We start from the raw sequence: 24148 nt of genomic DNA, 5'->3' as shown, positions 1-24148 counted from the left end.
CAATATCTCCGTTTTATTTTGTGTTTTCAAATTTTTTAATATAAAGGAGAAGAAGTTATGAAGGGCTACATTGAAATTGTTGATGTAATTGGCCGTGAAGTCATGGACTCCCGCGGCAACCCGACCGTAGAGGTTGAAGTTTATGTGGAGGGCGACACCGGCGCTTACATGGGCCGCGCGGCTGTTCCGTCCGGCGCTTCCACCGGTATTTTCGAGGCTTGCGAGCTGCGCGACGGCGACAAGTCCCGCTACAACGGCAAGGGCGTTCTCAAGGCGGTTGACGCGGTCAACGGCGAGATCGCGGAGACCATCATCGGCATGAACGCGCTCGACCAGCAGGCCATCGACAAGGCGATGATCGAGGCGGACGGCACCCCGAACAAGACCAAGTTCGGCGCAAACGCGATCCTCGGCGTATCGCTGGCAGTTGCCAAGGCTGCGGCTGAGGCGCTCTCCCTGCCGCTGTACAACTACATCGGCGGCTGCAATGCCAAGACCCTGCCGATGCCCATGATGAACATCCTGAACGGCGGCGCGCATGCGACCAACAACGTTGAAATTCAGGAATTCATGGTTATGCCGGTTTCCGCTCCGTCCTTCCGCGAGGCGCTGCGCCGCTGCGCTGAGGTATTCCATCAGCTCAAGACCACCCTTAAGGAGAACGGCACCCCGGCTGCGGGCGTTGGCGACGAGGGCGGCTACGCGCCCAACCTGAAGAAGGATGAGGACGCGCTTAAGGTAATCGTAAAGGCGATTGAAGAGGCCGGCTACAAGCCCGGTGAGGACTTCATGATCGCGATCGACGCTGCTTCCTCCGAGTGGTGGAACGACGAAGAGAAGTGCTATATCCAGCCCAAGTCCGGCAAGAAGATGACCCAGCAGCAGCTCGTTAAGATGTGGAAGGGCTTTGCAGAGAAGTACCCGATCATCTCCCTCGAGGACGGCATGGCTGAAGAGGACTGGGAAGGCTGGGCAATGCTCACCAAGGCGCTGGGCGACAAGATCCAGCTCGTGGGCGACGACCTGTTTGTTACCAACACTGCCCGTCTGAAGAAGGGCATTGATCTGGGCGTGGGCAACTCCATCCTGATCAAGGTTAACCAGATCGGCTCGCTGACCGAGACGCTCGACGCTATCCAGATGGCAAATCGCGCAGGCTACACCGCGGTTGTTTCCCACCGTTCGGGTGAGACCGAGGACGCTACCATCGCGGACATCGCGGTTGCGCTCAACGCCGGCCAGATCAAGACCGGTGCGCCGAGCCGTACCGACCGTGTTGCCAAGTACAACCAGCTGCTCCGCATCGAGGAAGAGCTGGGCGAGGATGTTGCACAGTACCTCGGCAAGGATGCTTTCTTCAACCTGAAGAACAAGTAAAAACAGCATGAGACAAGGCTGCTCACCATATGGTGGGCAGCCTTTAGCTTGTCAAAAAAGTATTTTGTTGATGGGTGTCAGTAATACGCGCAACAGCGCGCATAAAACAGCATTTGCAGCGCAAATGCATAAAAAGTCAGGACATGTGCCTGACTTTTTATACTGCAAGAGAGAAAAAGTTTCTATATGGGAACTTTTTCTCGTTCGTGTTTGGTGTAGTCCAAACACAGATTGTCGGAAAAACGAAGTTTTTCGACAGGTTCAAGGCGGCCCGCCATACGATGGGCCGCCTTTTTTGTATCGTGCAGGTGCAGCGGGACAGACGGACTTAATAGCCATACCCTGCCTTCCATCGCTGCAGGGCAAGGGAAGCATTTTTATAGCTGGCATCTACAGTCGGTGTACCGGCGGGTACGCCGAGAACAGCGGCATCCTGCTGCAGCACATAACCGGTGTTTTTCCAGCGGGCCAGTGCCTGTTCATAGGCGCGTGCCTGTGTATCACCGGAAATATTGCTTTGATATTCCCGCCATGCCAGCGTAGGGGTACCGTTCAGAAAACCAGTCAGGCCGGCAACCGAAAGGCTGTAATCGCGGTCGGCGTTGAATTGGGTGAGCTGTGCCTGTGCCTGCTGCAGGGCAGCGCTTTCCGATGCGGCATAATAATCGCCTTCGAGCGCAGCCTCGCGGTCAGCAGCGGCGGATTGTGCCGCTGCGCGGGCGGACAGCCGGGCTTGCCCAAGGGCATTCAGGTCGCTGCGGTAGCGATTGTCCAGCGCAATGCGGCTGCTTTCCGCTGCGCCGGAGGTTGCCGCCGCCTGTGCAGCGCCCATGTTCAGGCCGAGTGCGGCGAGCTTTTCTGCATTGGAAACCGCAGATTGACGTGCATTGATATCGGTCTGCCGCATCCCGGCGGTATAATCGGTTTCGATGGCAGAAAGCTGACCGCTCAGCTGCTGCCGGATCCGTTCACGCGCGGCTTCGAAGCGGCGCAGCCGTGCGGTTTCCGCTGCATCATACAGTCGGCTGACGGCATGTCCTCCGGATTTGGTGCTGGATACCGAGTACGGACGGTATGCACCGTTCCAGGTGGAAACCGCATCGTTGGATGCGACTTTGCCTGCCAGTCCTTCCGCGTCAATTTTGTTTTGGCGCTCGGCAAGAAGCTGCTGCCGTTTACCGGCATCCTGCGTGGCTGCAATGGCATCCGAATAGTCAAAATCCTTTCTGTAACCAGCCATGGCTTACCTCCTTTTGTTTTTTGTATGCATGACACGCGAGCCGATATAGCCGCCGATTGCGCCGATCGCGGCTGCGCATAGGCTTTCCTGTCCCATAAAAACGCCGCAGATACAGGTCAGGCCGAGCGCAAGCAGGGCGACGGTGTCGTTATCGAAAAAATCAGGCATGGCAACCTCCTTTTTGTTCAGATCACGGTTTGTCCTTGTGTCCATCGGATCGTGAGCGCGAGCAGGCCGAAGGGCTCATCCGGACGGTCGTTGCCAATGCGCACGGCGAACAGCGGCATGCGGTGCTGCCGCCAGCGGGTGCGGTAACTGACCGCGCCCGGGATACAGCGGAAGGAAAAACGTGAAAAGTCAAGTGTTTTAAATGAAAATAGATCCATATTACGTGATAATGCAAGCCGGCTGCCGTTTTCATTTTCATATTGCACGGTTGCGCCGGAGCGGGAATAGGGCATGAGCGTGGGAATCACATCCCGCACGGTTTTCACATGCCCCCAGTCCGCAAGCGGCAGCGTAGGCGTGCGCCAGTAAGCATGGATCGCCTGCGCGTCATCAAGATAGGCGTGATCCTCGCTGGCAGCGGCAAAGCGGCACAGCCGTCCGTCTGCGGTGCCGAACCACAGGGCACGATCCAGTACTGCAAGGCATTGGGCGGGTACTTCGGTCCAGTAAAACCATGCGGGATCGCCGTTGTCTTCGATCAGGGCACCGTCGGCAATGTATATATGGCCGTTGACGGCAAGGTAGTACTTGCCTTCGAACACCGCAGCGCAGGCGTTTTGGAGATCGGGTTCACGAGCAAGCCGGGGAATGATCGCATCCGATACCGATCGAATGGTATGCTGTTCGGCTACCGCCGTGCCGAATATGCCCTGTATCCCGCGGTCAGAGAGGAAAAGCGGCATATCATTCAGAGCTGCAAAGCTGCGTGACGCGATGGCTCCCGCGCCCTGAGCACCCTGCTTGAGGGGATAGAGCGCTGTGCCGTCATCGGCCATCAGGTACGAGCGCAGATAACTGGATGCCTCCTGCGCCCCGCCGGATTTGATGACCAGCTGGCTTTCATACTGCTTGACATAGCCGACAATCGCAGCGGCATCTGTTCCCATGCGGGTGTAGCCGGTATCCGGAAAGTAGGTTGGATCATACAGCCCGCTTTGCCAGTCGCAGTTCGGCTCCTTCGGATTGCCGGAGAGAAAAACGCGGGTGTCGTTTTTGCCGCCGTACAGGCCGGCAAACCGGCAGTGGTTGATCTTGTCCTGATAGCCTGAGACGGTTTTGGAAAACGCAATGGATACGTTGGCCAGTCCGTTGCCGTTGGGCGGCGCGGCGGACAGGGTGACCAGTCCGGTCGTGCGGTTGACCGAGGATACCGTGACGGCTTTGCCGTCCACCTCAGCTGTTACAGGGACGTCGTCCAGTTCTTTGGCATCCACCTGAAACTGGGTGGCAGAACCGTTGCCGATAAACGTGTTGATGCGCTTGGGTGTCAGCAGATTGACGGCTTCATGGGCGGTGCCGCCGCCGGTCGGCGCGGCGGAAATCGTTGTGGTGGGAACATAGGCCTGTTCCTGCACCGGAACGGTTTTCCAGTTCTTTTTTTCCGGATCGCGCTGCACGGCGCGGTAAGTCTTTCCGTCCATAATGTACAATACGCCGTTTATACAGAAGGACTGTGAGAATGCGGTGTGCATGTCGCTGCACAATACCGTTTGTTCGCCGGCAGCAGGGCGGAAAAACAACTGGTTCCCGGCATGGACGGCAAACCCCGAACCGTCCGGAAGGGGGAACAGCCCGTAAACGGGCGCATCATAGCGCTGCTGTGTTTTCCACCCTGTGCGCTTGACCAGAAAATCGTTCTGGTCACAGATCATGTTCTGCATATCGGGCGAGCGGGAAAGTGATACCTTGGTGGGGTGCGTGCGGAAATCCACGCCGCCAAAGCGGTGGATCACGGTTTCCTGCTCGGTTTCGGGATAAGGAAATTGATAGGCGCGCATCATACCATCTCCCGGATTGCGGTGAATTGTGCGGGGCAGTGCCGCAGCAGCCGGTCGGTGTATTCGTTGGCAGCCCAGTTGAATTTAGCCTTGTCGTCATCCGCTACAAGCAGGGCTGCGAGCCCATACGGAAAGCATTCGCGCACCAGCCAGTCGCCTGCAGGGATCTCGTCCGACAGTGCGTGCAGGCGCGGCGGCGCATCCAGCACCGGCTCAGCGCGGAATACATGCTCGGCATTGATTTCGCGCAGGCTGTTGGATAAGAGCTGGTTGAGTGCGCCGAGTGCAAATTGCTCGTAATACACACCGCTGTTCGGTGTTTCAGCAAGTAGGTTGAGCGCGGCATGGAAACATTCGGTTCCGGTCATGGTGATTCCTCCTTTGCGGAATGCGGCGGCGTCCGGCCTGACAAAAGTGCAGATGTGCCGTTTGATGAAGATTCTCATTTTGTTCATAATTGCTGCAGTACGGTATGCTATACTGATATCAAATCAACCGGTCAAAGGGGGAGCGGATCATGGTATATCGGATCATAGCATATTTGGTATCGGCGTTTGTTGCTTGCCTGACGGTGCTGTATTTACGGCAGCGCTCATTGCAGCAGCAGGTAGAGCAGCTTCGCGCATGTGTGGATCGGCTGGCAGACAGCAGTGGGCACCCTGAATACAGAACGGATTATATTGATGAAATATTACGCAATGAGCTTACTCTGCGCAAGCAGAGCGGTCAGGATGCAGAGGCGGTCAAGCGCCTGCGGGAGCAAACCGGCTGGAGCCTGTTAGAGGCCAAGCGGTATATCGACCGGCTTTGAGGATGTATGGAATCTGCGCTTTTGTCAGGCCGGACACCTGTGCTATGCCGCCCTATGGGCGGCTTTTTTTGTTATCCTTCTGCGACGGAAGAGGGGTATTTGCTGTCCTCCGCAGCAAACGCGCGGATCTTGCAGCCCGGTTCAGCCGTCAGCGTGGTTTCGGCAACATAATCCTTGGCCGAATCCGAGTAGCGCGGGTCTGAGCCATCCAGCGTATAGCGGATCGTGCCGGCACCGGTGATCTTATTGCCGGAAACCGTCGGCGCGGCGGTGCGTGCGCCGGTCGCGGTCAGTGCGTATACGCCGCCGCACTTGGCGCCCAGTACATAGGCATCATAATAGTGACGGCCTTCGATCAGCGCACCGGATACGCCGACAGGGTCTTCGTGCACCTTGGCATCTGCGATTTTGTAGGGCATGAGCACCGCATCCTTGTGCGCCACCAGAAAGTAGACGTTTTCCGGCAGATAGGACTTGGGTACGCGCACAACATTCATACCGAAAACCTCGCCGCATACGCCCTTGGCGATCGACTGACGCGCCAGCACATCCACGCCTGCAAATTCATCCGAGGTGCAGACCAGCTTGTACATTTCGCTTGTCAGATAGAGATAACGGTTGTCGTCCGGCACCAGCGCGTCGTCCAGCGCCTGCGAAGCGTCCGCAATTTTGGAGATGATGGTGCTCTTGGTCGGCTTTTCGCTTTCTGCAATGGTACCGGCCATGGTGACAAAACGGCGGAAAGCGTATTTGTCTGCTGCGGGGGTGGATTTTTCGTTTAGCTGGAGCCGCAGCATATCTGCGGCGTTTTTGACAAGGTTCTGATCCAGATTGTTGCCCTTGTCGATGGTCAGTGTAAACGCCTTGTCCTGCGTCATGGTCAGCTCCTGCACCACGTCCTGCATTTCGGTGACATCGCCGTAGCGCTTCAGTCCGCCGTCACGGTCGTAGTCGACTTCCTCCACCGTGATCGGCGTGTATACCTTAAGGGTCTTGACGCCTGTCAGATCAAAGGTTTCGGCGGTTTTGCCCTTGATAAAGGATGCGCGGGTGAACACCTCTGCGATCTGGTCGGAATATTTGGTCGCAAGATTGATAGCCATAAAGAAAACCTCCTTTAGAAAATTGAGACAGTAGAATGAGAATTGTCGGGCGGAATGGAGCGCGGGCTCTGTGGATCATCGAGTCCATTCTCTATTCTGCATTTTCCATTGTGCTTATCGGCCGAGCAGCGCCAGCGTTACCGGATCGACACCGGTGGCCTCGCCGTCCGACTGTGCCGGACCGACGGCAGCGCGGCGGTTTTTCTGGTTCATTTCCAGTGCCGCCAGCTCGTCCTTCAGGGTCAGCAGCTCCCACTTGCGGTAGGCGGAAACCAGCGAGCCTTCGCGCTGTGCCCAGTCCCATACCTCGGGCGGGATGTCCTCGGGCTTGACCTCGGGGTATTCCTCAACAAACGCGGCATAGATCTGCCCGTTCGGCATACCGGCTGCCGCACGGTTGCGCCGTACGTAGGCGTTCTGCTTGGAAAGCCCGAGACTGGCGGCCTCGATCAGCTCCTCCAGTGTCAGTTCAACGGTCTGACCGTCCACCGGCACGGGATAGCGGGGCGCTTCCCCGGCTGCGGCCTGTGCCGCTGCCGGAGCATTTGCCTGCGGCGCTGTGAACGGATCGGCCGGCAGTGTGTCCGGTACGGCGGACGGCTGAGCTTCAGTGTTCAGCTTGTGTTTGTTCTGCATGTGTTTGTTCCTCCTTTTGCTGCTGTCGCTGTACGCGGAGTGCGTGCAGCAATTCGTGTTTGCCGCGCACCTGATGGTCAGGCACGTGTTCCAGATAAACCAACGGATCGGTGATCACGCCGCTTTCGAGCAGATGGTCGTTGGTCATGGTCTGCATGGTTTCCGACCAGTAGCTTGCTGCGCCGACATCCACCTGCAGCCGCATATCCTGACCGGCTAAGGTAGAAAAGTCGAAGGACTGCCGCTGCGGTTCGCCGCCGTCCTCATCGGGCACTACAATGGTGCGCACCCCGTAGTGCACGCCCATCAAGTCGAGGAAAATACGCGCCCATTCCTCGGTAAACCGGTAAAAAGCCATTTTGGTCAGCTCGAGCGGGGCGGCGGTGGCGTTCTGCACCGCCACGATAGCGGAGGTATTGTCCGGCCGTACCGTACCGAGCGCGGCTTCAGACGCGCCCATCAGTTCGGCTGTATCGGTCATCATCTGTTTCAGCAGACCGAGCACCTGCGCGGAGATATCCGGCGCTTTGAACGCAGCGGCAACGGCCTCGTTCGGGTTGCCGCGCATGGCGACTGCCTTGCCCACATCGTTGGACCATCCATCCGGGAAACGGGTCATATCGTAAACGATTTTGGGGAAAGCCACCTGCTTGATGCACTGCACATACATGGAATACAGCTTGTTGATCGCAATCTGGTTGGGAATGGCCTCGGTCAGCGGGCTTTCCCCGTGGCACGAGCCGCGTACGCGGTTCCAGCACAGATGGGTTACCGGATACAGGCGGTAGGGCAGTGTTTTTTCACGCATCACAGTGGCAGTGCGGGTGGTTTTGCAAAAGGCGATGCCGCCGTCCACACGCCGCATGTGCAGCAGTACGGTCACGCGCTCCTCGGTTCCGTTTGCACGGTACCGCAGTGAGGTGCCGTCATCATCGGGTACGATCGCTTCGAGCTCGGCGGCGGTCATGCCGTTCGCCTTGGCTTCCGCGCGGACCTCATCCGCGTCGCGGCGCATGGCGATGATAAGGTAAGGCTGGCGCTGTACCTCGTCGCAGGCCGGATTGCCGAAGCAAAGGTTGACCGAGTCGATCAGCTCGACCGCCAGATCCCCCTTAACAGCCTGTCCGGTTTCCACTGCGGGATCAAAGTGGATGTAAAAGCAGGCGTCGCCGTCCACACAGGCGTTTTTGAGCAGCGGCCGTCCGAGCGCTTTTACCCCCGACCGTTCGATTGCCGACGCAAACGCACGCTCGAGTACACGGGCAGTGTGCCGTCCTTCAGTATCCATATCGAACGGCTGGGCGCGCACGGCAATGTCATCCGAGACCAGCATGGAGACAAACAGGTTGACACAGCGGCGCAGTACATTGAAGATCAGCGGGTCGAGCGACTGTACCCGCAGCCCTTCCCACTGCCGCCCCAGATAAAAGGCTTCGTTGCGGCGCACCCGGTCATACAGCCCGATCGAGCGCTTATAGTCGCGGTCGCGCTCGTACTTTTTCCAAATGGCCGCCGGTGAGGGGTCAAACCGCATGCTCGTCCTCCTCTCGTCCATATGCCATCAGCGCTGCCAGATCGCGGCTGAGCGCATCGTCCGGCGGCTGCGGGGATGCGGTGCCGGCTTTGGGCTGCCGCTGCGGCAGCCGCAGCCCGCCGGATGCGACCGCGCCGGTCAGCACCAGCAGGGCGGCGCCGATACAATAAAATAATACTTCCATAGATTCCTCCCTTTCTGAAATGGAGAATTGAGAATGCAGAGCGGAGCATGCGGCGGCGAACATTCTCCATTCGTTTCAATACCTCAAAAACTCGCCTATCTCGCAGTCATACGTGGTCGGCTGCACGGGTGCAGGCGGCTCGTAGATGGTGGCTGCATAGCCGCGCAGCGCATCAGGCGCGTGGGTCAGTTCGTGCGGTGTGTTCGCCGTATCGGACGGATTGCGGCTGTCATGCTGCAAGGCGGGCAGCGTGCGGATCAGGTTGCGGCAGGTATCAAAAATCGTCAGGCGGGGGCGAACCGTGCCGAACAGATCCTTGCGTGGTGCAAGCAGCTCATGCAGCGCCAGCCACCCGGCCACACGCTCGTTGCTGCTCTTGTCGAACAGCAGGCCGCAGTCTGCAAACAGCTCCACCGCGCTTTTGCCGGTTTCCTGCCGCCGGTTCCACAGGTCGGGCGGCGCCAGACGGCAGTCGATCTGTTCGCCGGACAGCTCGCAGTTTTGGATTGCCGCCGCTGCTTCGGAAATGATCAGTCCCGGCTGATAGAGCTCACGGTATACTACACTGTATCCATCCGGGCTTTGTGCGATCCACAGCGCGGCGAGCATGTCCAGACCGTAGTCGATCGTCAGGAACCGCCGCCAGCCGCGGGGGATGGGATGGGGCGGCGTAACGTGCAGGGCGGTGGAAAATTCGCGGAAATACCGTCCCTCGTCCAGCTCCCAAACACCGTCGAGCAGGGCGCGGCGGTCATGCGGTGTAAGCAGCTGCAGCCGCTTCTGGTAGTTTTTGTCCGCCTGCTGCAAAAATGGATTGTCCGTCAGCTTGGCGGGCAGAAACAGGCGGCTGGTGCCGTTCTTTTCCCATACCGTGTTCGGTGGTGCGGGATCAATGTAACGGCTTTTGACCCATTGATGTCCAACACCGCCGGGATTGGTCGTGGCCTTGACCTGCTTGGGATAGCTGTTTGCTCCGCGGATGCGGGAGAGCAGATAAGTGAACTGGCTTTCCGTAAAATGGGTCAGCTCGTCAAAGCGGATGACATCGTACTCGGCGGACTGATAGCGGGTCACGTCGCTTTCCGCATCGCAGTAGCCAAATTCCAGTGTGGAGCGGTTGGAAAATTCCCAGCGGTGCTCACTGACCTTATACGTGGCGATGCACCGCGGATACAGCCGCAGCGCGGCGGGAACGAGTGAGCGCTCCAGCTCGGGCATGGTGCGCCGCAGCATGAGCTGCCGCGAGCCGGGATAGGTTACGGCAAAGCGCAGTGCGTCCAACAGCTGGCCGTGGCTTTTGCCGCCGCCGGCAGCGCCGCCGAACAGCGTTTCGAACGTGTCGGATTGGATAAACGCGGCCTGCCTGCGTGTTATGGGGAATTCGTATCGTCGACGATCCGAAATACGATTTCGACCGGGCCGCTTTCCGCTTCGCTGTCGTCCAGCATCGTCCCCTTGCCGACCGTCCGATCGAGGATCTCGCGGATCGCGGTCAGCCGGCTGTTTGCCGGTGCTTCCGCATCGTCCGCGATCTCGTACAGCATCCGGATCAGATCCTCCGGATGGTTTTTTCTGCGCACAATGGCATCTCCTCCTTTCCTGTGATGCAAAGAATAGCCGGAATACGGGATAAAGTCAAGAACAAATGTTCGATTTTTGCCCGCTTGCAATTTATTGTCCAGTGCGGTATGCTGAATAGGAACAAAAAACGGCCCAAGGGGGAATGACCATGCAAAAAATTGAACTGATCGCACTTGATCTGGATGGAACAACGCTCACGCCGGAAAATACCGTGACCGATGTGACCCGGGACGCAGTGCGCCGGGCGCGCGAGGCGGGCATCCATGTGGTGATCTCGACCGGCCGCATCTGCGGGGAAGCGAGCGACTTCGCCCGACAGCTCGGTGCGGATGATTTGATGGTAACGTCGGGCGGGGCGACGATCTCGAGCGTATCGCGCGGGCAGTGCACGATGCGGATGTCCATGCCGTGGGAGGCAGCGGTGCGTGCCGCAGCAGTGGTAGAGCGCATCGGCATGACGGCAATGATCTACGTGGGCGAAACCCTGCTGATCACCCCGTATGACGATATGGAGTTCGGGAAGTACAAGTCGAACGAGGGATATTTAGCGGTAAAAAAAGTGGTGCCGTCCGTGGCGGAACATATTGCGGCCGGCCACATTTCGGTGGATAAGATATTTGTCCGCAGCCGGGATACGGTGATGCTGCAAAATGCGCGCAGGCAGCTCACGGCAATTCCCGGCGTGCGGGTGATGAGCTCAGCGGCGGACAACCTCGAGGTCATCACGCCCGCGGCGGATAAGGGAACTGCGCTGGGGCTGCTGTGCCGGGAGCTGGATACGGATCTCCGTCATGCGGCCGCGATCGGCGACAGTGAAAATGATCTTGAAATGCTGCGTGCTGTCGCGCTGCCGATCGCAATGGGCAATGCCACCGAAGAAGTCAAGGCGCTGTGCCGCCGTGTCACCCTGACCAATGCGCAGGACGGTGTCGCAGCGGCGATCGACCGGATTCTGGCGGAAAACGGATAAACGGTGGCGGACGGATCGCGTTTTACCAAAAAACAGTAGTATCTGTCCGTTTCATATGCTATAATAAATCTGTATGCAAAAATCGTTCCGCGGAAAAGGAGATCAACAGAATGAGTTTATGGTTTGCTGCATTGCTGGGCTTGGTTCAAGGCCTGACTGAGTTTTTGCCTGTATCCTCGTCCGGCCATCTGGTACTGGCGCAGACCCTGTTTGGCGACGGGGTGGAAACCAATTATATGCTGTTTAATGTGCTGCTGCACTTCGGCACACTGCTGAGTGTGGTCGTTGCATTTTGGAAGGATATCAAGGAATTGTTCTTTGAATTTTTCGGATGGGTGAAGGATGGCTTCAAGATCAACGGGCATCCTTACCGCCGGTTTATCGTGATGCTGCTCATCACGATCCTGCCGATGTTTGCGATCCTGCCGGTCAAGGGCACGCTGGAAAATGCGTTTTCCTCGCCGCTGCTCGTGGGTCTGATGCTGCTGCTGACGGCAGCGGTGCTGTTCCTGTCCGAAAAAGCGCCGAAAAAACATAAGACCGAGGAAAACGCTACATGGCTGGACGCGCTGATCGTCGGTATCGGCCAGTGCTTTGCGGTGCTGCCCGGCCTGTCCCGTTCGGGCACTACGATCTGCACCGGCCTGTTCCGCGGCTTTTCGCGTGATTTTTCTGTGCGCTTTGCCTTTATCATGTCGTTGCCGGTCATTCTGGGCGCCAATCTGCTGGAGCTGGTCGATGTGATCCGCGATCCTGCAACAATGGGTGATGTTTCGGTTGCATGCTACATCGTCGGCATCCTGGTAGCGATGATTGCCGGTCTGGCGGCGATCCGTATGGTGAAATTTGTCTCGAAACGCGGCAATTTCCGCCCGTTCGTGGTGTACTGTGCGCTGATCGGTACGATTACGATCGTAGCAAGCTTGATCAAAATGGTTTGATGTACGGACAGCCGCCTGTGATGGGCGGCTGCCTGTGCAAAGGAAAAGAAAAAGGAAATGAGGGTCATTTGCTGTGGCTGCAAGGAAAACCACAACTAAAAAAACTGCGCCGCGGGGCAAGCAGCCGGCGCGCCGTGCGCCGGAGCCGGAGCCGCTGCTGTCACGTGCGGCTTGGGGTGCGGTTTGGGCGGTACTGGGGCTGCTGTGCCTGTTGGCGCTGCTGCCGGTCGATGGTGCAGTCCTCAACTGGCTGCATCGCGGGGTCGGTGCGCTGATCGGCCGCGGCAGCTATGTGCTGCCGTTTGCACTGCTGGCGCTGGCGGGTCTGCTGTTTGCACGGCAGAAAGGGCCGGTGCGTCTGCGCAGTGCCTGTATGATAGCGCTGCCTGTGCTGGTCGGCAGTATCTTCCATGCCTTTATGTGTGCCAATCAGTATGATTTTTCGATGAAAACGCTTTCCGGCTTATTATCTGCCGGCATGAAGGGGGAAGCGGGCGGCTTACTGTCCGGTGGGCTGTATCTGGTGCTGGAATGGGCATTGTCCTCGGTCGGTGCGCTGATCATTTTGCTGGTGCTGGCAGTTGCCGCGGTGCTGGGTGCATGCCGCATCACCCCGGAAGCACTGCTCGAGATGTTCCGTCCCCCTGCGTATGAGTATGAAGACGAAGCAGAGCGGGCGCGCTACGAAGCGCCTGCCAAGCTGCCCAATGTGCATGAAGCAGCCGCCGCTCATGCGCAAAAGCGGGAGGAGCGCCGCAGCGCCCGCCGGAAAGCGGAGATCGATATCCCGATCGATACCGAGCCGCCCGGCGAGGATAAACCGGGGGAGGAAGCAGAGCAGCATCCACATCGCCTGAACGGCAAACCGATGGCACCGGATGAATATCTGCGTTCCCTGCGGGAGCAGACGACCGGGGAACAGGTCAGCATTCTGGATCTGGTGGAAAATAAACCGGAGGAAGAGGAAGCGTCGGCAGAAGCGCCGGCCAAACCGAAAAAACCGGAAAAAATAAGCGAGGATGAACAGGCGGCGCTGAACGACCAGATGGATGAAAGCCAGAAGGCGCCGGTGCCGGTGTATGACTATCCCCCGATTGATCTGCTGGGGCAGGGGAAGCATACTTCGATGGCCGGTGCAGAGCACGAGCTGAAGGAAAATTCCGAACGCCTGATCGATACGCTGGTGTCCTTCAATATCGACGCGCAGATCATCGGTATCGTGCGCGGCCCGTCGGTCACGCGGTTTGAACTGTCGATCCCGCGCGGCATCAAGATCTCACGGATTACTGCACTGTCGGATGATATCGCGCTGTCGCTTGGGGCAGTATCGGTGCGCATTGCGCCTATTCCGGATAAGGTCGCGGTCGGTATCGAGGTGCCGAACAAGGCGGTCAACACGGTGTTCATCCGCGAATGTATCGGTGCACCGGCCTTTACAAATGCACGCAGCCGCCTGTCCTTTGCCGTGGGCAAGGATATTACCGGCAAGCCGGTCATCGGCGATATTGCCAAAATGCCGCATATGCTGATCGCCGGTACCACCGGCTCAGGCAAATCCGTGTGCATCAACTCTATGTTGATTTCGCTGTTGTATAAGTCCACGCCGGAGGAAGTCCGCCTGATCATGGTCGATCCGAAAATGGTCGAGCTGGGCAATTACAACGGCATCCCGCATCTGCTCATCCCGGTCGTCACCGATCCCAAAAAGGCGGCGGGTGCGCTCAACTGGGCGGTGGGCGAGATGGAACGCCGCTATAAGCTGTTTGCCGATCATCAGGTACGCAATCTGGTCGGATACAATGATCTGATGCGGGCCGAACGGGCTAAGGCGGAGCAGGAGGAAGAGGGCACGCCGGAGCAGTATCAGGTGTTGCCGCAGATCGTTATTGTAATCGACGAGCTGGCCGACCTGATGATGGTGGCCGCGAAGGAGGTCGAAACCTCGATCTGCCGTATCGCACAGAAGGCGCGCGCTGCAGGTATGCATCTGGTCGTGGCGACCCAGCGTCCTTCGGCGGATGTTATCACCGGTATTATGAAAGCCAATATTCCGTCGCGCATCGCGTTTGCGGTTGCCAGCCAGATCGAAAGCCGCATCATTCTGGATACCACCGGTGCGGAAAAGCTGATCGGCAAGGGCGATATGCTGTATGCGCCGCTGGGAGAGGGTAAGCCCACCCGTGTGCAGGGCTGCTTTATCTCATCGGATGAGATCGAATCGGTCATTTCCCATATCAAGCAGACAAGCACAGCGGAATATAATGAGGAGATCCTGGAGCACATCGAGCGGCAGGCCGAGCAGGTCGACGGTAAGGGCGGCTCGTCCGGCGATCCGGGTGAGGATGAGGATGAAATGATCGAAGAGGCGATCGACGTGATCATGGAATGCCGTCAGGCATCTACTTCGATGCTGCAGCGCCGCTTGAAGCTCGGCTATTCGCGTGCCGCCCGCATCATCGACCAGATCGAGGAGCGGGGCATCATCGGCCCGTTTGAAGGCTCCAAGCCGCGGCAGATCCTCATTTCCCGTGAGGATTGGCAGGAGATGAAGCTGCGGCGGAACGACCGCTTGGAATAAAACGGCCCTTCCGCCACAGAGAGCGGCACCATGCAGGGAAGCATCCCTCACATGTTTTATGTTTATTTTTTGCAGGAGGTTTTTTCTATGGCTTTTACCAAAATCAACATTGCAGAACAGTCCTTCAATCCGTTTGAACTGATCGGCAAGCAGTGGATGCTGATTTCCGCCGGTGCGGAGGATCGGTGGAATACGATGACGGCAAGCTGGGGCGGCGTCGGTGTCATCTGGGGCAAACCCGCAGTAACCTGCTATATCCGCCACAGCCGCTACACCAAGGCGTTTGTGGATGACAACGCGTATTTTACCCTTACGTTCCTGCGGGAAGGTCATCGGGATGCGCTCAACCTGCTGGGCAGCAAGTCCGGGCGAGAGATGGATAAAATGCATGACAGTGGTTTGACGCCGGTGTTTGTGGATGGGCAGCCCACCTTTGAGGAGGCTGAGCTGGTACTGGTCTGCCGCAAGCGCTGCTGCACGGAGATTCCGCCCGAGGACATTTTGCAGCAGGAAACGCTGGACAAGTGGTATGACGATCAGGATTATCATGCGATGTATATCGGCGAGATCGTTGCAGCGTATCAGGGCGGTCACGCATAAACCGAAGCGAAAAGGTAGGAAAACCGGGCTGCGGAAGCCCGACGGATCATGATAGGACGGAGGGATCATTCTGTGAAAAAAAGACTGCTCAGCCTGCTGCTGACGGTGCTGCTGCTGTCCGGTATGATGCCGGCTGCGCTGGCGGGATATGAAAATTTTACAGCACAGGCATCGTATACACCGGGGCAGTTTACTGATGTAAAGGAGAGCGACTGGTTCGCGGTAAATGTTCGCGCGGGGGTGGAATATGGCCTGATCGACGGCAAGACCCCATCGGCCTTTGCGCCAAACAGCCCGCTTACAGTGGCGGAAACGATCAAGCTGGCAGCCTGTCTGCACAGTATTTATGTCACAGGCAGCGCTTCGTTTGCTTCTGCGCAGCCATGGTATCGTCCTTATGTGAATTATGCACTGCAAAACGGGATCCTTGCAGCGGAGCGCACGGATTATGAAGCGCCGGCTTCCCGTGCGGTGTTTGCAGAGATATTGGCCAATGCCTTGCCGGCGGAGGCGTTGACGGAAAAAAATGAAATTGCAAACGGAGAGATACCGGATGTCCCGTCATCGGCCCCCTATGCGGCTGCGGTCTATCACCTGTACCGCGCAGGTGTGCTGACCGGGTCAAATGGCGGACGGTTTCAGCCTGACAGCACGATTCAGCGCAGCGAAGCGGCCGCTATCCTCACCCGCATGGCAGATCCGGCGCTGCGGCAGACCGTAGAGCTGTCTGCTGCGGCGCTGACCGCAGCGGATATCCGCGCCCGCTGCCTGCCGGCGGTGTGCAAGCTGAGCGCATATGATGCACAGGGGCGTGTGCTCGGAATGGGAAGCGGCGTGATATTGTCCCCGCAGGGAGATGCGGTGACCTGCGGCCATTTGGTTAACGGTGTCAAACGTCTGGTTGCGGAAATGCCGGACGGCGTCAAGCGTGAGGTTGGCATTTACGATTTGGATGCCGCGCGTGATATTGCCTATATCCGGGTTGTGGGCAGCAATCTGCCTTATCTGGAACTGGCACCGCTGCCGCAGGCGGGTGAAACGGTTTATGCGCTTGGCTATCCCGGCGGCGGTGCTGCCAAGGTGACCGAGGGGTGTGTGACCAATCCGAAAAACACAGAGTATCTCTATCCGCTGATCGAAAGCACCGCGGTGGTGATCAGCGGAAACTCGGGCGGCGCCCTGCTGGACAGCCGCGGGCGGCTGGTGGGGATCACGGTCAGCAGCCGGGACAGCGGCTCGCCGTCCTTTTCGGTGCCGGTATCAGCGGTACAGGAGCTGGAGCACGGCACGGCCGTGACGCCGGCGCAGTACGCTGCCGCCCACCTGCCGGATGCCGGCGGGTGCTATGAGCGGCTGTATCCGGTGCCGGATTTTGGTGTGGTAACCGGAGCGCCGCTGCTGGGGATGACACGCGACCGCGGTACCCATTGTTTTTACTACCGGCAATCAGATTTGACGGATGGCACCCGCCAGCTGCTGCTGTATTATGCGGCGCTTAATGAAAATACGTTTTATCAGTTTTCGGACGGTGCGTTTACTTCGTCTGCGGGATATCTGTATTCGGTTCAGATGTATGAAACGAGCTATCAGGGCGTTCCGGCGTTGGGGGTATTCGTATCCGGTATGCAGTCCAAAGCAGTCGGCGGTCTGCCGCATGCAGCCTGAGGTAGGCCCGGCAGCAAGGGAAAACCAAGTTTTCCTTATCATTTTTTGTCGTCGCGTTTGACGAAAGATGGCCCTAAATGAGGGTTTGAGACCGGGACATATGTCCCGGTCTTTTTTCTTTTGCGGTGCTTTGTGCATGCGAAAGGGAAAAGATTCGTTCTGCATGGCTGTCTTTCCTTTTGCAGGAAATTGTGCAGAGTCGGATCGAAAATGAAATTTTGACAGCGTGCAGTAAGGCTTTCACAAATTGCGCATGAAATGGCGCAAAGCGATAGAAAAGATAAATTTTTTGCAATAAAAAAGGCTTATTTTGATGAAAAAACAGCAAAGAAAAGATAAAATATTGCGCAGAATGGTGTGGTGTTCGGCAATTTGCACAATGTATCTTTGGCAAATCGGTGAAATCCAACAATGGAACAGCGTGCAGGGGACGTGATATAATAGCCTTGCGTGATTGAAGTGTGTGATTAAGAGAGAGCACCAAACGAAACGGAGGAAGACCCAAATGAAGAAGTATGTTTACATGTTCCCGGAAGGCAATGGCTCCATGCGTGAGCTGCTCGGCGGTAAGGGCGCGAACCTGGCAGAAATGACCGGTCTCGGCATGCCGGTACCGCAGGGCTTCACTATTACCACGGAGGCCTGCACCCGGTATTATGAGGATGGCAAGACGATCTATCCCGATATTCAGGATCAGATCCTTGAGTACCTCGATAAATTGGAAAAAATCACCGGCAAAACGCTGGGCGATCCGGTTAAGCCGCTTTTGGTGTCCGTGCGTTCGGGCGCGCGCGCATCCATGCCCGGCATGATGGATACCATCCTGAACCTCGGCATGAACGACGAGATCTGCGAGGCCGTCGCAGGGCTGACGAATAATCCGCGCTTTGCGCGCGACAGCTACCGCCGCTTCATCCAGATGTTCTCGGACGTTGTTATGGAGCTGCCCAAGTCCACCTTCGAAACCTTTATCGATCAGGTCAAGGAGAAAAAGGGCGTTAAGATGGATAACGAACTGGACGCGGATGATATGTCCGAGCTGATCGTCCTGTTTAAGGATCATTACAAGAAGTCCCTCGGCGAAGATTTCCCGCAGGATCCCAAGAAGCAGCTGATGGAGGCGGTTCGTGCAGTATTCCGTTCGTGGGATAACCCGCGCGCCAACACCTATCGCCGCATGAACGATATCCCGCACTCTTGGGGTACGGCGGTCAACGTGCAGTCCATGGTATTCGGCAATATGGGCGATACCTCGGGCACGGGCGTTGCCTTTACCCGCAACCCGGCAACCGGCGAAAAGAAGCTGTACGGCGAGTTCCTGATGAACGCGCAGGGCGAGGACGTCGTAGCCGGTATCCGCACCCCGCAGCCGATTTCCGCGCTGGCGGATACCATGCCGGAGGTTTATCAGCAGTTTGTGGATATTTCTTCCCGTTTGGAGCAGCACTACGGCGATATGCAGGATATGGAGTTTACGATTGAAAACGGCAAGCTCTACATGCTGCAGACCCGCAACGGAAAGCGCACCGCGCAGGCTGCGCTCAAGGTGGCGGTCGATTTGGTGGATGAGGGCGTCTGCACCAAGGAGCAGGCGATCATGAAGGTCGAGCCGAAGCAGCTCGACGCACTTCTCCATCCGACCTTTGTTCCGGCTGCGCTGGAGGCAGCAACGCCGATCACCACCGGCCTGCCGGCATCCCCCGGTGCGGCGTGCGGTGCAGTTTACTTTACCGCAGCAGAGGCTGCGGCAGCCCACAAGACCGGTCTTAAGGTCGTTCTGGTTCGTCAGGAGACCTCTCCGGAGGATATCGACGGCATGGCAGTGTCCGAGGGTATCATGACGGCGCGCGGCGGCATGACCTCGCACGCGGCGGTTGTGGCGCGCGGCATGGGTACCTGCTGTGTGGCGGGCGTTAACGGCATCAAGGTTTCGGAAGAGAATAAAACGCTTACCTTTGCTGACGGCACCGTAGTGCATGAGGGTGATTTCCTCTCGCTCGACGGCTCGACCGGCAATGTATATCTGGGTCAGATCGCAACGCAGGATGCGGAGCTGACCGGCGACTTCGGCCGCTTTATGGGTTGGGCGGATGAGATCCGCACGCTCAAGGTCCGCACCAACGGCGATACCCCGCGCGATGCAACGCAGGCGCGTAAGTTCGGCGCGGAGGGCATCGGCCTGTGCCGTACCGAGCATATGTTCTTTGAGCCGGCACGCATCAAGGCGGTTCGTGAGATGATCGTTTCCGATACGGTGGAGCAGCGCAAGGCGGCGCTCGCCAAGATCCTGCCGATGCAGCGCAGCGATTTTGAGGGCATCTACCGCGCGATGGGCGGCCTGCCGGTTACCATCCGTCTGCTTGATCCCCCGCTGCATGAGTTCCTCCCGCAGGAGGATGACGAGATCCGCGAGCTGGCGGACGAAATGGGCATTTCCTATGATAAGCTCCGTGCTAAGGTAGAGGATCTGCATGAGTTTAACCCGATGCTCGGCACCCGCGGCTGCCGTCTTGACGTTCTGTATCCGGAAATCGCCGAGATGCAGACCGAGGCGATCATTTCTGCGGCGATCAACGTCTGGAAGGAAGACGGCCTGAAGATCACCCCGGAGATCATGGTACCGCTGGTATCCGAGATCAATGAGCTGCGCTTTGTCAAGAAGGTCATCAAGGCCAAGGCAGATGAGCTGATCGAGGCTTCCGGCCTGAAGATGAAGTATATGGTCGGCACCATGATCGAGACCCCGCGTGCAGCGGTCACCGCGAATGAGATCGCACGCGAAGCGGAGTTCTTCTCCTTCGGCACCAACGACCTGACCCAGATGACCTATGGCTTCTCCCGTGATGACGTGGGCCGCATTCTGGAGACCTACTTTGATAAAAAGATTCTGGAGTCCGACCCGTTTGCCCGTCTGGACCAGTCCGGCGTCGGCAAGCTGATCCGCTTTGCTGTAGCGGAAGGCCGCCGCACCCGTCCGGAAATCAAGCTGGGCATCTGTGGTGAGCATGGCGGCGACCTGTCTTCGGTTGAGTTCTGCCACAATGTCGGTTTGAACTATGTTTCCTGCTCGCCCTTCCGTGTTCCGATTGCCCGTCTGGCTGCTGCGCAGGCGCGCGTAAAGGAATTGGCGAAGGCCTAACTGATTGATGCTGCAACCGGCCGCCGTTGATACGGCGGCCGGTTTTGCTGTATGCAGATGGCAGATGTAATACTGGGAAAAGGGCTGCAATGCAGGAAAAAGCTTGTAATGCCGGCAAAAGGGTGCTATATTGTGAATAAGGTCAATGAGAAGGAGGATATGAACACATGAAAGCGAAACAATGGCTGTGCGCGGCTCTGGCCGGCGCCTGCATGGTGTCCGCTGCGGGGGCAGCGGATTCGGTGGGTGATTTATCACCGCAAGGCGCCAAGGCGTACCGGGATGAAATTATGCGTCTGCAAAATACATATGGAAAAGCAGCGGTCGCTTCGGATGCAGTGCTGAACAGCATGTGGACGGGGCTGTCGCTTGCCCGGCTGATTGATTTTGACGGAGATGAGATCCCGGAGCTGTATTGCAGCGCCGGAATGGAAGGTCAGTGGCTGTACACCTATGATAACGGGCTGAGAAATCTGGAGATCCCGCAAAACGTCAGCAATTTCAGTACGGATTTATCGCCTTCTACGCTGCTGTATGTCGGCGCGGATAAGGCGTATCTGGTCGATGGGCACGGGGTAATGAATGGCGGTACGGTGACCTATTATACTAAGCAGGGAGATCGGATGACTGCCGCGCTGACCTATCAGGATGCGATCGGCGAATACCCGGACGGTTCCTACGGCGTGCATATCTGCACGCTGAACGGCAAATCGGTCACGCCGGAGGAGCTGGAGAAAGGCCTGAGCGATTTTGCGGCGGGCATGGAAAAACAGTGGTATTCTTTCTGGAAGTATTCCTCTGTCTGCAAGAGCGTCTCGGGCACGATGGGCGATACGGTCGCAGCGCTGCGCACATTGACCAATCCCAAAGCCGTGGCCTCGGAGGACCGTATTATGCTGGATGGCAAACCGGTACAGATCGCTGTGTATAAGATTAACGGGGACAATTATTTCCGGCTGCGCGATTTGGCGGCAGTGCTTTCCGGTACAAAGGCGCAGTTCGAGGTAAAGTGGGACGGCGCGCAGCAGCGCATCGACCTGATCGAGGGACAGCCGTATACGCCGGTCGGCGGGGAAAACAGCGCGTTTGTGGCACCGGCGCAAGCGTCGCTGACGACGGCAGCAGTCTGCCGGAGTGGGCAGCCGTTGGAACTGACAGCCTACCAGATTGCCGGCAACAATTTCTTCAAGCTACGCGATCTGGCGGCGGCAATGGATTTTGCCGTGGTTTGGGATGAGCAGGCGCGTACCGTGCGGATCGACAGCCCGGCGCCTTATCTTGAATAACCGACAGAAACCGAACGCCTTCAGCCCCTTCCTGCTCCGCAGGGAGGGGCTGAAACCGTCGGTGGACGATGGGGGCATACATTACGGCAGGCGGGAATAATCTTTGCTTGCACAGGGCGCGGCGTATGCCGTATACTAAAAGCAACACCGCCCGGCGGCGGTGCGATCAGTTAAAACCGGACAGGAGAGAACCAAGCATGAATATCACAAAAGGCGATGTGCTCGAGCTGCGCCGCCGCCTGAAGAAAACCGAATGTACCTTTGGGCGGCTGTGCGGCTGTTATGTCAACAGCGGTAAACAGGTCGTGCTGAAGTTCAGCGAACCGTTTTCCGAGCTGGAAGAGGATGAGTTTTACAAGTACTTAGAGATTGCGAAGAAAACGCTGTCCGGTACGCTGGGCGGCAACCTGCTTGAGCTGGAGTTTGCACGCACCGAGCAGGCGGCGGAACGCCAGAAGTACCTGTTGATGCTCAAAGGCAGCAAGCTGGCGAATGAAGAGCTGCTGGACCGGCTGTATGAGCAGGTCATTGCGGAGTATGCCTATCCGGGCAACTATCTCATTCTGGTTTATCACGATGTGTACGATGTACCTGCCAAAGCCACCTCGGGGGAGGAGCAGGAGGAGTCTGAAGAGATTTACGAATACCTGTTGTGCGCGGTCTGCCCGGTCGATCTGGCCAAGCCCGCGCTGGGTTACTGCGAGGAGGAGAACCGCATCGGCGCCCGTGAACGCGACTGGGTGGTAGGGAAGCCGGATCTGGGGTTTGTTTACCCGGCGTTCAGCGGCCGCAGCAGCGATGTCAATGCAGTGATGTACTATGTCCGCACCGGCCGCAGCTCGCATCCGGAGCTGGTGGAAAACGTGCTGGGATGCGTGTCGCAGCGCACAGCGGCAGAGGATAAGCAGGCGTTTCAAAGTGTGGTCAAAAGTGCGTTCGGAGAGGATACCGAGCAGGCGGATGCGGCGTTTTTCCAAATGCAGAAGACAATCAGTGCCATGGTGGCCGAGCGGGAGGAGGATCCCAGCCTGCCGCCGGTCAGCCTGACGGCCGAAGCCATGGCAGATTTGGCGGAGGAAGCGGAAGTATCGGATGCGGTGCGTGAGCAGCTGGGTAAAACGTATGCGCAGGTGTTCGGTGATGTGCCGCCCGCCGCGCACAATGTGCTGGACAGCCGTCTGGTCGAGGAAGGGACGGCGCGTGCCCATACAGCAGCGCTGGAGCAGAAGGTTGCGGTTTTGCAGCAGGAGCTGGCGCAGCAGGCAGCAGACCGCGTGGAGGCAGAGGGGGATATCCCGCCATGGGAGGATACCGCTGCCGGCCGCATTGAGCTGCGGATGCCGGAGGAGCGCGCCGCCCGGATCCGTGCAGAACGGATCGGCGGGCAGAGATGCCTGCTGATCCCGTTAGAGGAAGGGGAATCGGCTCAGATCAACGGGCGGGAGACTACCCTGTAAATCATCATAAAGCGGAACGCCTGCTGCGGGCTGTTCCGCTTTGCTTTTGGGCAGGCGGCATGCGTGAGGGTGCCGTTGCTGCGGTGCAGCATATGGGGTGGCTGTGTCGCAGAAAACACCAAAAGTTTTCGAAATTTTTCACAAAAAGCGGCGGCGCTTCGAGAGGGAAACCGTGTAAATTCATCTTTTCAGTCGCATGGCGTTGAAAAATGAGGATAGCATGTGGTATACTACCACTATCTGAAGATTTTTGGAGCGTAATATCATGGCTTATGAAAGAAACAGACGCCGTCCCCCGCGGGAGGATGACGGCACCCTGATCGAGGGCCGCAACGCCGTGTTGGAAACGCTGCGCGCGGGCCGCACGGTGGATAAGGTGTTCGTAGCAGAAGGTGGGCGGATCGGTGACATCACGGCCGAAGCGCGGCGGCACGGTGTGCCGGTCGTCACCTGCGACCGGCGCAAGCTGGACCATATGAGTCCGACCGGTAACCATCAAGGCGTGATTGCGCAGGCCGCGGCGCAGGAGTATGTCACGCTGGAGGATATTTTCCGGGTGGCGGAAGTGCGCGGTGAAGCGCCGCTGATCGTTGTGTGCGACGGAATCGAGGACCCGCACAATCTGGGCGCGATCATTCGCTCGGCGGAAACGGCGGGTGCACACGGCATTATCATTCCTAAGCGCCGCGCCGTTGGACTGACGGCGGCGGTTGCGCGTGCTGCAGCAGGGGCGCTGGCCTATATCGGTGTGCACAAGGCGAATAATCTGGCTGCTGTGCTCGATGAGCTGAAGGAGCGCGGTGTATGGCTGTTCGGCGCCGAGGCGGATGGCACGGTGGATCTTTACGAGGCGGCGTTTGACCGTCCGGCCGCAATTATCATCGGCTCGGAAGGGCAGGGCCTCAGCCGGCTGACGCGGGATAAGTGTGATTATATTGTCAGCATCCCGCTGCGCGGTCGGGTAAATTCACTGAACGCATCCAACGCCGCGGCGGTGATGCTGTTTGAAGCGGTGCGCCGCCGCACGCAGAACGGATGAG

21 protein-coding genes are annotated in these 24148 nt (G+C 58.0%); 11 read left to right on the top strand and 10 right to left on the bottom strand.

Annotated features, from left to right (window positions below; genetic code table 11):
- Positions 1-57 precede the first annotated feature (57 nt).
- Positions 58-1377, top strand: a complete 1320-nt coding sequence (gene eno, locus T363_RS0100445; RefSeq protein ID WP_031472160.1) for a phosphopyruvate hydratase — start codon at positions 58-60, stop codon at positions 1375-1377.
- A gap of 328 nt (positions 1378-1705) precedes the next feature.
- Here eno and T363_RS0100435 read toward each other — a convergent pair whose 3' ends face one another.
- From T363_RS0100435 to T363_RS0100420, 4 genes are read right to left on the bottom strand one after another with little or no spacing between them, the layout of a single operon-like run.
- Complete coding sequence (locus tag T363_RS0100435; RefSeq protein WP_031472156.1) at positions 1706-2617, bottom strand: hypothetical protein; 912 nt, start codon at positions 2615-2617, stop codon at positions 1706-1708.
- Between the two features lie 3 nt (positions 2618-2620).
- Positions 2621-2785 carry a hypothetical protein gene (locus T363_RS15905; protein WP_154658711.1) on the bottom strand — a complete coding sequence of 55 codons (165 nt, stop codon included), beginning with the start codon at positions 2783-2785 and terminating at the stop codon, positions 2621-2623.
- 17 nt (positions 2786-2802) lie between these two features.
- Positions 2803-4626, bottom strand: a complete 1824-nt coding sequence (locus tag T363_RS0100425; protein ID WP_207640612.1) for a hypothetical protein — start codon at positions 4624-4626, stop codon at positions 2803-2805.
- Positions 4623-4991 (bottom strand): hypothetical protein, encoded by a 369-nt coding sequence (locus T363_RS0100420; protein ID WP_031472152.1) that lies wholly within the window; start codon positions 4989-4991, stop codon positions 4623-4625. Before T363_RS0100420 ends, T363_RS0100425 begins: the two co-directional genes overlap by 4 nt.
- A 149-nt stretch (positions 4992-5140) precedes the next feature.
- Here T363_RS0100420 and T363_RS0100415 point away from each other — a divergent pair, with 149 nt between their 5' ends.
- The gene (locus tag T363_RS0100415) at positions 5141-5434 is read left to right on the top strand and encodes a hypothetical protein (protein ID WP_031472150.1); all 294 of its coding nucleotides are present in this window, start codon (positions 5141-5143) and stop codon (positions 5432-5434) included.
- 71 nt (positions 5435-5505) lie between these two features.
- Here the strand turns inward: T363_RS0100415 and T363_RS0100410 are convergent, their stop codons facing one another.
- The 6 genes from T363_RS0100410 to T363_RS0100385 form a co-directional block, all read right to left on the bottom strand.
- Entirely contained in the window at positions 5506-6537 is a 1032-nt protein-coding gene (locus T363_RS0100410; protein WP_051642994.1) for an FN3 associated domain-containing protein, read from the bottom strand.
- A 114-nt stretch (positions 6538-6651) separates the two neighbouring features.
- Positions 6652-7173 (bottom strand): hypothetical protein, encoded by a 522-nt coding sequence (locus T363_RS0100405; protein WP_031472142.1) that lies wholly within the window; start codon positions 7171-7173, stop codon positions 6652-6654.
- Positions 7145-8707: a portal protein gene (locus T363_RS0100400; RefSeq protein ID WP_031472140.1), complete on the bottom strand. Its 1563-nt coding sequence runs from the start codon at positions 8705-8707 to the stop codon at positions 7145-7147. Before T363_RS0100400 ends, T363_RS0100405 begins: the two co-directional genes overlap by 29 nt.
- Positions 8697-8891: a hypothetical protein gene (locus T363_RS0100395; protein WP_031472138.1), complete on the bottom strand. Its 195-nt coding sequence runs from the start codon at positions 8889-8891 to the stop codon at positions 8697-8699. Before T363_RS0100395 ends, T363_RS0100400 begins: the two co-directional genes overlap by 11 nt.
- A 75-nt stretch (positions 8892-8966) precedes the next feature.
- Positions 8967-10217: a phage terminase large subunit gene (locus T363_RS0100390; RefSeq protein ID WP_278246968.1), complete on the bottom strand. Its 1251-nt coding sequence runs from the start codon at positions 10215-10217 to the stop codon at positions 8967-8969.
- A 44-nt stretch (positions 10218-10261) separates the two neighbouring features.
- Positions 10262-10471, bottom strand: coding sequence for a hypothetical protein (locus tag T363_RS0100385; RefSeq protein WP_031472134.1), 210 nt, complete (start codon positions 10469-10471; stop codon positions 10262-10264).
- A gap of 149 nt (positions 10472-10620) precedes the next feature.
- On the opposite strand from T363_RS0100385, the gene T363_RS0100380 reads away from it, so the two are divergent.
- The 9 genes from T363_RS0100380 (at position 10621) to rlmB (ending at position 24147) form a co-directional block, all read left to right on the top strand.
- Complete coding sequence (locus T363_RS0100380) at positions 10621-11442, top strand: Cof-type HAD-IIB family hydrolase (protein WP_031472132.1); 822 nt, start codon at positions 10621-10623, stop codon at positions 11440-11442.
- A gap of 110 nt (positions 11443-11552) precedes the next feature.
- Complete coding sequence (locus T363_RS0100375; RefSeq protein WP_031472130.1) at positions 11553-12383, top strand: undecaprenyl-diphosphate phosphatase; 831 nt, start codon at positions 11553-11555, stop codon at positions 12381-12383.
- Between the two features lie 73 nt (positions 12384-12456).
- The gene (locus T363_RS0100370) at positions 12457-14961 is read left to right on the top strand and encodes a DNA translocase FtsK (protein WP_051642993.1); all 2505 of its coding nucleotides are present in this window, start codon (positions 12457-12459) and stop codon (positions 14959-14961) included.
- A gap of 87 nt (positions 14962-15048) precedes the next feature.
- Complete coding sequence (locus tag T363_RS0100365; protein ID WP_031472126.1) at positions 15049-15561, top strand: flavin reductase family protein; 513 nt, start codon at positions 15049-15051, stop codon at positions 15559-15561.
- Positions 15562-15633: 72 nt separating this feature from the next.
- Positions 15634-17226: a trypsin-like peptidase domain-containing protein gene (locus tag T363_RS0100360; RefSeq protein WP_031472124.1), complete on the top strand. Its 1593-nt coding sequence runs from the start codon at positions 15634-15636 to the stop codon at positions 17224-17226.
- Positions 17227-17731: 505 nt separating this feature from the next.
- Positions 17732-20365: a pyruvate, phosphate dikinase gene (gene ppdK / locus T363_RS0100355; protein ID WP_031472122.1), complete on the top strand. Its 2634-nt coding sequence runs from the start codon at positions 17732-17734 to the stop codon at positions 20363-20365.
- 167 nt (positions 20366-20532) lie between these two features.
- The gene (locus tag T363_RS14840; protein WP_031472120.1) at positions 20533-21651 is read left to right on the top strand and encodes a hypothetical protein; all 1119 of its coding nucleotides are present in this window, start codon (positions 20533-20535) and stop codon (positions 21649-21651) included.
- Positions 21652-21848: 197 nt separating this feature from the next.
- Positions 21849-23108, top strand: coding sequence for a DUF4317 domain-containing protein (locus T363_RS0100340; RefSeq protein ID WP_051642992.1), 1260 nt, complete (start codon positions 21849-21851; stop codon positions 23106-23108).
- A gap of 265 nt (positions 23109-23373) precedes the next feature.
- Positions 23374-24147 (top strand): 23S rRNA (guanosine(2251)-2'-O)-methyltransferase RlmB, encoded by a 774-nt coding sequence (gene rlmB / locus T363_RS0100335; protein WP_034971369.1) that lies wholly within the window; start codon positions 23374-23376, stop codon positions 24145-24147.
- The last annotated feature ends 1 nt before the right edge of the window (position 24148 follow it).

Origin of the sequence: Agathobaculum desmolans ATCC 43058, assembly GCF_000701665.1 — a bacterium.
GTDB lineage: Bacteria > Bacillota > Clostridia > Oscillospirales > Butyricicoccaceae > Agathobaculum > Agathobaculum desmolans.
The sequence above is the reverse complement of the archived record's forward strand: the minus strand, read 5'-3'. Positions and strand labels throughout refer to the sequence as shown.